This window comes from Mycoplasma todarodis (genome assembly GCF_004335995.1).
GTDB classification, from domain to species: Bacteria; Bacillota_I; Bacilli_A; order Mycoplasmatales; family Metamycoplasmataceae; genus Mycoplasma_K; species Mycoplasma_K todarodis.
On the sequence record NZ_PSZP01000029.1, the window covers coordinates 1 to 10,792 of the forward strand.

At 30.7% G+C, this 10,792-nt stretch carries 10 protein-coding genes; all 10 read right to left on the reverse strand.

Going from position 1 to position 10,792, the window contains the following annotated elements; translation table 4 throughout:
• Positions 1-24: 24 nt before the first annotated feature.
• A complete protein-coding gene (gene rpsF, locus C4B25_RS03360; protein ID WP_168380689.1) occupies positions 25-447 on the reverse strand; it encodes a 30S ribosomal protein S6 in 423 nt (140 codons plus the stop codon).
• A gap of 109 nt (positions 448-556) precedes the next feature.
• A complete protein-coding gene (locus C4B25_RS03365) occupies positions 557-1,174 on the reverse strand; it encodes a rhodanese-like domain-containing protein (RefSeq protein ID WP_131613642.1) in 618 nt (205 codons plus the stop codon).
• 266 nt (positions 1,175-1,440) lie between these two features.
• Complete coding sequence (yihA, locus tag C4B25_RS03370; protein WP_131613643.1) at positions 1,441-1,992, reverse strand: ribosome biogenesis GTP-binding protein YihA/YsxC; 552 nt, start codon at positions 1,990-1,992, stop codon at positions 1,441-1,443.
• A gap of 62 nt (positions 1,993-2,054) precedes the next feature.
• Complete coding sequence (gene gap, locus C4B25_RS03375; RefSeq protein WP_131613644.1) at positions 2,055-3,038, reverse strand: type I glyceraldehyde-3-phosphate dehydrogenase; 984 nt, start codon at positions 3,036-3,038, stop codon at positions 2,055-2,057.
• Positions 3,039-3,145: 107 nt separating this feature from the next.
• The gene (locus C4B25_RS03380) at positions 3,146-3,973 is read right to left on the reverse strand and encodes an ATP-binding protein (RefSeq protein ID WP_131613645.1); all 828 of its coding nucleotides are present in this window, start codon (positions 3,971-3,973) and stop codon (positions 3,146-3,148) included.
• 6 nt (positions 3,974-3,979) lie between these two features.
• Complete coding sequence (locus C4B25_RS03385; RefSeq protein ID WP_131613646.1) at positions 3,980-4,864, reverse strand: replication initiation and membrane attachment family protein; 885 nt, start codon at positions 4,862-4,864, stop codon at positions 3,980-3,982.
• Between the two features lie 50 nt (positions 4,865-4,914).
• Positions 4,915-5,451 carry a dephospho-CoA kinase gene (locus C4B25_RS03390; RefSeq protein WP_131613647.1) on the reverse strand — a complete coding sequence of 179 codons (537 nt, stop codon included), beginning with the start codon at positions 5,449-5,451 and terminating at the stop codon, positions 4,915-4,917.
• A 32-nt stretch (positions 5,452-5,483) separates the two neighbouring features.
• Complete coding sequence (locus tag C4B25_RS03395; protein WP_131613648.1) at positions 5,484-6,629, reverse strand: 5'-3' exonuclease; 1,146 nt, start codon at positions 6,627-6,629, stop codon at positions 5,484-5,486.
• The gene (gene dnaE / locus C4B25_RS03400; RefSeq protein ID WP_131613649.1) at positions 6,622-9,534 is read right to left on the reverse strand and encodes a DNA polymerase III subunit alpha; all 2,913 of its coding nucleotides are present in this window, start codon (positions 9,532-9,534) and stop codon (positions 6,622-6,624) included. Before dnaE ends, C4B25_RS03395 begins: the two co-directional genes overlap by 8 nt.
• Positions 9,535-9,568: 34 nt before the next feature.
• Positions 9,569-10,708: a tRNA uracil 4-sulfurtransferase ThiI gene (thiI, locus tag C4B25_RS03405; protein ID WP_131613650.1), complete on the reverse strand. Its 1,140-nt coding sequence runs from the start codon at positions 10,706-10,708 to the stop codon at positions 9,569-9,571.
• Positions 10,709-10,792 lie beyond the last annotated feature (84 nt).

The window sequence follows — 10,792 nt, forward strand, 5'->3', positions numbered from 1 at the left end:
TCCCTACTAATAGAACTTTATTCATTACTTATCCTCTGTTTTAGAAGCGTTTTGTCTAGCTTGATAAGCAGCTCTTTCAGCTCTACGAGCTTCCATTGCAGCTTTTCTTTCAGCTTGTTTTTTTCTAAGTCTTGGGTATTTAGAGAATTTGTTTTCTACGAATGGTTTATCGTAACCAGCTTCAGTAGATAGGTTGATTACTAAGTTTCTTCAGATTTCTTTAACAATGTTTGATCTACGGTTTCATTCTTGAATGTTTGAACCTTCTGATTCAACAGTTAGCAGGAAGTATTGTCCTGTCATTGATTTGTTGATTGCATAAGCAAGATCTGTATTTTCTAGTTTTTTCACTTCAGCTGCTCCACCGAAAACTTCTTTTGCTTGGTTTTCGATAATTGCTGAGTCAGCTTTAGGGTCCAGAACTAGCATAATTTCATATTTAGCCATCTGGGCATTTGATGCCAAGGAGTAATTACTTACTCGTAAAGTATTATAACAAGAAAAACACATAATAAACCACTACGTGTATAAAAAAAGCGATTTAACTCGCTAATTATTACTTGTTGTGTTCTTGTATTTTTTTAAGAATTTCCGTTTCAGGAAGATATCCCTTAAAATTAAATACTTCTTTACCTTCTATAAAAGCAAATGTTGTTGGTGTTCCCACTACATTTTCTTGTGAGGCAATTTCTTGGAAATCAGTTATTTTTAAAGCAATTGTAGAAACATCTTTATATCTTTCATCTAAAGATTCTAAAATAGGTTTTAACATATCGCAAGTTCCACAATTTTCAGCAAAAAGGATGACGAAATTCATTTTTGTATCTTTTAAGTGTTCAAGTATTAATCTTCCGTCTTTTTTAGTTTCAGGTTTAGCTTCCATTATTAATTTTGAAGCATCCATCCCACTAATACCTTCAGCGACATTTGTTAAGTTATATCCGTGAGAGAAAAGACTTGTGATAGTGAATTGTGATCTACCACCAGAACCACACATAATGTAATAAGCTTTATCTTTTTCTAAATATTTGGCGTGATTTGCAATTAACTCATCTTTTTGAACATTGATAGCTCCTTTGACGTGTGACATTGCAAATTCTGCAGGTGTTCTTACATCGATTAATTCGATGTTTTCAGCATTTTCTTGTACTCATAATGCAGGTTCGTTTTTCATGATTATTCTCCTTCATTTCGGATTTATTACCGAGCAATAATATTATATAGGAATAACTTTTCCATTCTTATAAATTAAAATATTTTGATTAAAAAATACTAAAAGGCTATTTATTTCATATATAAATGCATTTTTTTATAACTTCTATGTAAAGCGAATATTTTTGAGTGGAATTGTATTTTTTCTTATGCCAAAATCATCAAATACAATCATTTTGAGTTAAAAAAATAAACAGAATTCAATCTGTTTATTAATTCATTTTATTATTAAAAAACCTTTTTAATAACCGCTTTCAATTTGTTTATATTTTTACCTTTTGAAGCTGATGTAATGATGTAATCAACTCCCAATTCGTGGATTTGTTTTAATGTTTTAGAAATTTCTGTTTGCTTAGCTTTATCAGCTTTAGTTCCTATGATGAAATAAGGACGTCCTACAGCTTCTAGATATTCAAACATATCGTAATCATCAGATGTAATTCCTATTTTAGAATCAATTAGACAAAAAGTCATAATTAATTGTTGTCTTTGTCCAAAGTACTCCTCAACCATTTCAGACATTTTTTGTAATTCTTTTTTAGGCATTTTCGCAAATCCATATCCAGGTAAATCGACAATCATTTTACCATCTTCGTTTTGGAAGTAGTTAATCAATTGTGTACGACCTGGTGTATTTGATGTTCTAGCTATTTTTTGATTAGCTAATGCATTAATAAGTGATGACTTACCTACATTTGATCTACCTACGAAACACACTTCTTTTGCGTGTGTATTTAATCAATTCGATTTCTTTGATGCTGATACTATAAATTTTCACATAAACACATTATAACTTATATTAAACAAAAAATAGGCAAGATGCCTATTTTCTTTTTCAACTATTATAGGTTGATGAAGTGATCGAATGTTCTTACGTATTGTGAAACGTATGAGTTTTCGTTATCGTATCATGTAATGATTTTGAATAGTTTTTCTGTCATTTCTTTAGTCATTAATGAATCAAATAGAGTTCCGTGTGTAGCTCCGATGATGTCTGAAGAAACGATTGGGTCAACTACGTAAGCTAGTGAATCTGAAGCAGCAGCTTCCATTGCTTTGTTAATGTCAGCAACAGTTACGTCTTTTTCTAATTCAACTACAAGGTCAACAAGTGATCCTGTGATTGTTGGTACACGTACAGCGATACCATCTAGTTTACCATTTAGTTCTGGAAGAACTTTACCAACAGCAACAGCAGCACCAGTAGTTGTAGGAACGATGTTCATTGCTCCAGCTCTAGCTCTACGTAAGTCGTTGTGTGGTTTATCTTGAGTACCTTGGTCACCTGTGTAAGCGTGAACTGTAGTCATGAATCCTTTTACAAGACCGAATTCTTTGTTTAGAACGTTAGCAACTGGTGCTAAAGCGTTTGTTGTACATGAAGCAGCTGAGATGATTTGGTCATCTGCTGATAGTACTTCTTCGTTTACTGAGTAAACAACTGTTTTTAAGTCACCTTTTGCAGGTGCTGAAATAACAACTTTTTTAGCTCCAGCTTCGATGTGTGCCATTGATGCTTCTTTTGAAACGAAGAATCCTGTTGATTCAACAACACCGTCAACTTTAAGTTCTGCTCATGGAAGATCTTTTGGGTTTCTTTCAGCGTAGATTTTAATTGTTTGGCCGTTAACAATTAGTGAGTCTTCTGTAGCTTCAACTGTTCCGTTGAAGTTTCCGTGTGCTGTATCGTATTTTAGCAGGTGAGCTAAAATAGCTGGTGATGTTAAGTCGTTGATTGCAACGATTTCATAGTTTTTGTTTTCAATCATTTGTCTAAATACTAGACGTCCGATTCTACCAAAACCGTTAATTGCGATTTTTTTCATATTAATTTCCTTTTTTATAAGGCAGTATACTGCAGTCTTGAACTGCATTAAAATTATACAATTATTTCGCAAAAAAGCAAGTATTTCATAATAAAAAAAGTAGATACCTAATATCTACGATTATGCCCGCCTATTGCAACTGGCACCGAAAGTGCTCTAATTCTCTCCATTAACCTAGCTGATTTGGCTTTATCAGGGTATTTTGCACCCTGTGTTCTTGATTCGATTTTCTCTAATTCTTCCATAGAATAGTTAGAAGTAAAGAATGTTGACTTTTTATTATTCATTCTTGTAGAAAGCACCCCTAAAAGAATATCATCTCTAAATCATGCAGATACACTTTCTGCACCTATATCATCTAAAAATAGATAATCAACTGTTCTTAAATCTTCTAAGAATTCTTCGTATCCTGTTTTAAATTTTGATTTAATTATAGAAACTAATTCAGCCACATTAAGGAATGCTACTTTTTGACCTGATTTTGCAAGAGTGTTAGCCATAGCTTGAGCGATAAATGATTTACCGATACCCATCTTACCGTATAAGAAGAATCCTTTAGGATTAATTTCTTCTGAAACTTCTTGTTTGAATTTTTTGAAGAATAAACCAAATTCAATTCGTTCTCTGGTTTGTTCCATATCTTCAAAAGTTATTTTTTCATTAATTGGAGATATTGTTTGAGTGATTATATTGTCATTTATTGATAATTCTTTCCCTCTTTCCGAAAGTATTTTAGTCATAACTAACGAACCATCTGATGCAAGATCAAATGAAGTGATAAATTTTGGTTCAACTTCTAATTCTTGTTCTGCCAAAATCTCTAGAAGAACAATCATTCCGCTTTCAAGTTGTTCTAAATTAATTTTTAATTCTAAAACTCTAGCCGCTACACGAGGTATGGCTAAAGCTTCGTTTATTATTTCTTGTTTTGTCATATTGAATTATGAGAATAAGTCAGAGAATATTTCATCTAAACTTATATCTCCTCCTTCCGATATTATTTCTGAAGTTGGTTGTACATTAACTTCGTGTTTCTTAGAAGCAGAAGCTTTACTTAGTTCTTTTTCAATATCTGATGATGAAGTAATATCTGATTTATAAAAATCATAAGCAATTGTTTCTACATATTTAGCAACAATTTTGTTATTAACTTCATATGAATAGTTTTGAATAACATTTAGTGATTGATTTGAGAATCCTAGCCCTCTTAAAGAATCAAATGTTTTAGCTAATGTTGGACCTGCAAGTTCATTTGTAAGGAATTTTGCAAACATTTCTGCTGATAAACCTTTCATTGCATCTTCTTTATTTTCAAAAGAAGGAATTGAGATTTCTGAAGTCTTTTGTATTTTTGTAGTTAATTCGATTTCAAAGATTTCGTGATATTTAGCTGAAATTTCCACATAACCTGATTTATCTATAGTTTGTGTTCTATTTTCAAATATGATTCTTTCTAATTCAACTTCACCAATAGCGTTTCTTAATTTATTTAATAGTAGTTTGTTATTTTGCATCTTTTTGATATCTAATGGTTTTGAGATTGAAAATAAGAATGTTGATCTCTCTTGTTGTGAGAATGTTCTTATTAATCCAACTGCTTCCAAAGTTTTTCTAGCTGATAATAGATCTTCTTTATTAAATTGAAGAGAATTCATTAATGCTGATAGATGTCTGAAATCGACTTTAAATGTTTCAATTGCCTCATCTACTAAAGAATGATATAAAGATACCGCTTTATTCCCTATTATTGGTAAATATAAAGTCCTTATATTCTTTAAATCATCTTGTGATATATACTCATTAGTTTCTACGATATATTGATTCATTTTTGCCTCCGATTTTAGTGCCCTTTTTAAGTGGTATCAATATTATAGATTTATCGAGAGAGAATGCTATATTTTTTTAAAAATTCTTCTATATTTTTGACGTTTTTAGCATAGATATCCACAGTATCCAAACTCCTGAAACCCCTTTTATTAGTGTCTATTAGCGTATCGGAAAAGTTATCCACATTGTATATTTCATTTTGGTGTGGTTTATCCACTAAATTAATCACCATATCAAATAAATCGACAAAGTTTACAGGAGATCATTTTAATATAGGAATTTCCACAAAATCATACTTATTTTGCTCTAAATGTTGGTAAATAAATGGGTGTACAATCATTTCTATTTTTTTCAAATTTGAAAAATCTTCATTTATTAGTTTTTTTAAGGCGTTTTTGCTAATTTTGTTGTCAGAAATAATGTTTACACCGAATTCATTAACTAAACCCTTAAATACATTTGATTCATTATTATTATATTGTTTCGAAACTCATGCATCAGTTTCATAAGTGGAATATCCATTTTCTCTTAATTTATTAAGGAAAGTTGTTTTTCCTACATTGGGATTTCCTATTATTGCTTTCATAAAAGAATTATATAAAAAAAGGCATAGCCTTCTTAAAATATAATATTTTTATATTTGATTTCATCTTTTTCAGATTCTTCAACATTTTCATCTTCGAAAATATCATCTTCAATTTCCTCTATATCATCAAGAGGTAATTTTTCTTGTGAATCATTAAGATTAATTGTTGGTATATCTAATGGAGGTATTTCTTCTGCCAAAGGAGTTTCAATCGGAATATCAATAGGAACTAATTCTTCCATTGGTAACTCTTCTGCATTCATTCCTGCCTCAGATATTGTTTCTTCAACAACATCATTAGTTTTATATTTAGAAAATTTATTAACTAATGACTTAAGTTCATATTTTTGATAAAAGTCAATAAGTTCTTGTGTAACCCTAAATCTATAAGCAAAGTCATCAAAAGTAAATGGAATCTCAACATCAAACTTCAATGTCGCGATATCCCTACACATCATAGCCATTTCTTTATCGTTGATTAATTTTGTTTGAGTAGCCCCTTTGATTTCATCTATGTTTCTATAAATATTTTCTACAGTACCATATTTGTCAAGTAGTTTGTTGGCACCTTTGATACCAATCCCTTTAACACCAGGAAGATTATCGGAAGAATCTCCAACTAAACCCTTCATGTCTGCAACTTGATTGGGGAAGTGTCCTTGAGTCTCAAAGAAGTTATCATTAGTAATAACATTTAAGTCTCTAACACCTTTGTTATTGAATAAAACTTCAATATTCTCATCAACAAGTTGAAGTAAATCTTTATCTGAAGAAAGAATTTGAACTTTATGCCCAGCCTCACTTGATTGTTTTGCAACAGTGGCAATAATATCATCAGCTTCTCACCCTTCAATTTCAAATCATTTAATGCCCATTTTTTCAATCATTTTTTTGATGATTGGGAATTGTTGTATTAATTCATCTGGTGTTTTTGATCTTCCACCTTTATAATCAGGGAAGATTTCATGTCTTCTTGTTTTCTTTTTAGCATCAAATGCAATCAAAATGTGCGAAGGACTTTCGGTATAAATAATATTTGAAAGCATATTATTCATAGAAAGAACTGCATTTGTTGGTATACCATCCGAAGTTGTTAGAATACCCGCTGGTGAAAATGCGGTAGCAAAGTATCCTCTATATGTAAGTGAATTTCCGTCAATTAATAAAATCTTATTCATTAGTTTCCTTTCATGGCTGAGCAAGTATGTAGTTTTTCTTATCGTTAAACATATTTACTTTAATCTTAGCTATATATACTTTCTTATCTTTTGACTTATGAATAAATTCTCATGTTCTATTAAATACAGTAAATTCAATTTTATTCGAAGAATCGTGCGCAAGTATAACCGCAAATTCTTTTCCGTCTTTATTTCTTTTCTTATAAATCTTATCCACATAAATGGCAACTTCAACAGTATCTTTTGTTTCTAAGTCTTTAATTCTTTCTTCATTTGCATATGGATCCGTGAAGAATACATTGTAATTAAATCCTAAGAATTTATTTTCTGAAATAATTTCATTTTTAATATTTCTTTCACTATGAACCATTTTAGGTTTAGCAATTAAATTAAAATCTAAAACTTTCTCACCATCTTTTTTAAATGTAATCATATCAGCATACCTTATTGCTGAAGGCAGTGTATCAAGAAGCATTTGCATATGTGCAAATTTTCTCAATGCATTTGATTGAATTAGAGAAGTTATTGCAGATTCACCTAATCCAGCTAATTTTACACGAGCTACAAAATCAAAGAAATCTTTAAATTTACCATTTTGATCACGTTCATCTAATAATTTCTTAGATGCAACATTACCAAATCCCTTAATTAATTTAAGTGGCATATAGATTTGTTTCTCTTCATTGAATACTCTTGTTTTTGAATGATTTATTTCTGGAGCATTAACAACTATATCTTTTCTCTTTGCTTCGTTAACATAAGTTAAGACTGCTTTTTGAGAATCAAGAGATGCATTTAATAATGATGTGTAAAACTCTAATGGGAATCTTGCTTTTAAGAAAGCCATTCTATATGAAATAACAGCATATGCTACAGCGTGAGATTTATTGAATCCATACGAAGCAAACGCTTCAATAGAATGATAAACATTATCAATTGATTCTTGAGTTTGACCCTTAGCGAGAGCACCCTCGTTAAATTCTTTTTTCAAACCATCAATAAGAGACATTTTCTTCTTACTTATAGCTCTACGTAAAATATCAGCTTGACCAAATGACATACCAGCAAACTCTTGAGCTATTTGCATGATTTGTTCTTGGTAAATGATAATACCATAAGTTCTTTTGGTAATCTTATCAAATTCAACAGATACACTAGGAACCTTTTCAAGCCCTTTCTTTCTATTTGCATAAGTTTTAATGAATTCCATTGGACCAGGTCTATAAAGTGATAATATCGCTGTTATGTCATCAATACCCTCAACACCAACAGATGCTAAAGTATTTTTCATTCCATATGATTCCAATTGGAAAATACCATTTGTATCAATATCAGAAAGAAGTTTATTTGTTGTTCTATCGTTTAACTTAATTTTTTCTAAAACTAATCTTCTTTGGAAGTTATCATAAACTTCTTTTTGAATATCTTGAATAATAGTTAAATTTCTTAGACCAAGAATATCTATCTTTAACAATCCATTAGCTTCCATATAATCCATTGAATATTGAGTTTGGTTGTAATCATTAATCCCATTAATTGTTGGAACTGAATTAGAAATATCATTTTTAGAAAGAACTACACCAGCCGCATGTGTACCGTGGTTTCTTGGAAGACCTTCGATACTTTTTGCTGCAGAAAATAATTCTTGCATTCTAGGATCTCTATCAATATGAGCTCTAAATGCCGAAACTTTTCTATATGTTGATTCTAAAGTTTCACCTAATCTAATCATTTTAGAAAGAACATCAACTTCTCTTGGAGTAATCCCCATAGCTCTAGCTGAATCTCTTAAGGCCATTTTGGCACCTAATTTTGAAAACGTAATAATTAATGCAGTTTTATTTGCACCATATTTCTCAAACATATATTTAACAACTTCATCACGTCTACTATCTTGTATATCAATATCAATATCTGGCATAGTGATACGTTCTGGATTAAGGAATCTCTCAAAAATAAGATCGAATTTAATTGGATCAATATCAGTGATTCCTAAAATATAAGAAACTAAAGAACCTGCAGCCGAACCACGCCCAGGTCCAACAGCGATATCTTGTTCTTTTGCTCATTTAATTAAATCTCAGATGATTAGAAAATAATCAGAGTACCCTAATTTTTCTATTATCCCAACTTCATATCTAATTCTTTTTATATATTCCATATTTTGAGAATTTTCTTTTAACCTTTTTCCAAGGTTATCTTGAATTACTTGTTTTAAGTAGGCGGGAGAAGTATAGTGCTCTGGAGTTGGGAAAGTAGGTAATATATTTTTAACTTCTGGGAAAACTACATTACATTCTTTCGCAATTATAATTGCTTGTTCCATCATTAATGAACTAACACCCATTGGATTGTAGTTATATGGTTTCATTTTAAATTCTTTTTGTTCTGAATTTTTAATGTAATTCAATATTGTTAAAGCTTTATTATCTTCTTCCTTCAAAGTCCTAGCTTCAAAGATGGCGACACCTTTTGGATGCTCACCTTGTTCAATTCCAACAAAATAATTATGAAGAACAAGTTCCTCACCTTTTGTGGCATAGTGTCCAAGTGTTGGGTGGTCAATTATAAATAAATCCTTTACAGGGATATCACTTAGTTTTATTTCATTATTACGAACTCTCTTAGAAGAAAGTCTAACTAAATCTAAATATCCATTGTAGTTTTTAGCAAGAAGAACTAATCTATAATCCTCAACATCAAGGTCTAAACCTATGATGGGTTTTATTCCATTCTTTTTACATTTATCAACAAATTCAACAACACCATACATTACGTTATGATCAGTGATTGCTAAGGTATCCATTTTATTATTTTTCGCATATTCTATTAATGAATCTATCTTAATTGTTGATTCCAATAAAGAGTATTCAGTGTTTGTGTGTAAGTTTACATATCTAGACATACTTATATTTTAACAAATATAAAAAAGAATGGAGTTATAACTCTATTCTTTCAATTTCCATTTGTTCCATACATTCGTCTTCTAGTTCAAGTAAGTTCCCAAATTCTTCTTCTAATTTGTAAGCTTCTTTTGGTGTTGGTTTAGTTACTGGCGCTTTTGGAGCGAATAGTTCACATGTTTCAGATGCTTGAACAATTGAGATTTCATATGTTCCGATTTTAATTCCTTTGTTAATTGTTTCGATCTTATCAGCTGTTAAAATTGGTCTTAAAACTGGAAGTGTAGCTTGTTCCTGGATTGTATGAATTGATTCAAGTGTTTGAGAAGCAACTTGTCCAATGTTTTCACCATTAGCAATAGCTAGGTATCCTCTTGATTCAGCAATCTTTGAAGCTATTCTATAGAATGATCTTCTCATTAATGTGATTTTATATGATTGTTTTGAAGTTAATCCAATTGTATGCATTAAATCTGTGTAAGTTAACCTATAGATATATGACTTACCTTGATATTTATTAAGTAGGTTTACGATTTCAGAAATCTTTTCTCTCGTTTTGTTATCTGTAAAAGGAGGAGTGATGAATGAAAGGTAATCAACACGTAATCCACGTTTCATTAATTCATAAGCTGCAACAGGTGAATCAATACCACCAGAGATTAGGTGTAGAACTCTACCGTTTATACCAACTGGGTATCCACCTAAACCTTGAACTCTTTCACAAAATACATATGATTTACCATTTCTAACTTCAACCTCGATCTTAAGGTCTGGTTTTTTAACGTTAACTGTTAAATCAGTATTACTTAAAATGTGTCCACCTAATAATCCATTAAGTTCTTGTGAAGTTTTTTCAAATTTCTTTCAATGTCTTCTTGCTGCAATTTTAAATGTTTTTGCTTCTGGGAATTTTTGAGCAAGTTTTAAGGCTGCATCTTCAATAGCACCCATCTCTGTTTCAACAGTTACAACTGGTGAATAAGATGAAATACCAAAAATTCTTTGTAGACCTTCCATATTTTCTTCTGAATATTCTAAGAACATTCTGTCGAAAAGAACTTCAGGTTCAACTCCCATAAGTTTTTTCATATTTTTTTCTAATTGTCTAACAAAAGACATTTTGTTTTTACCTTTGGTAGAAAGTTCACCAAATCTAATTAATATTGTTCCGTACATTTTTTCTCCTTTTGGTTGATGATTCTAATAAATCCTCAACAGCATCTATTGTTATTCTTAATGATGATGCGTATTTACCTGCCA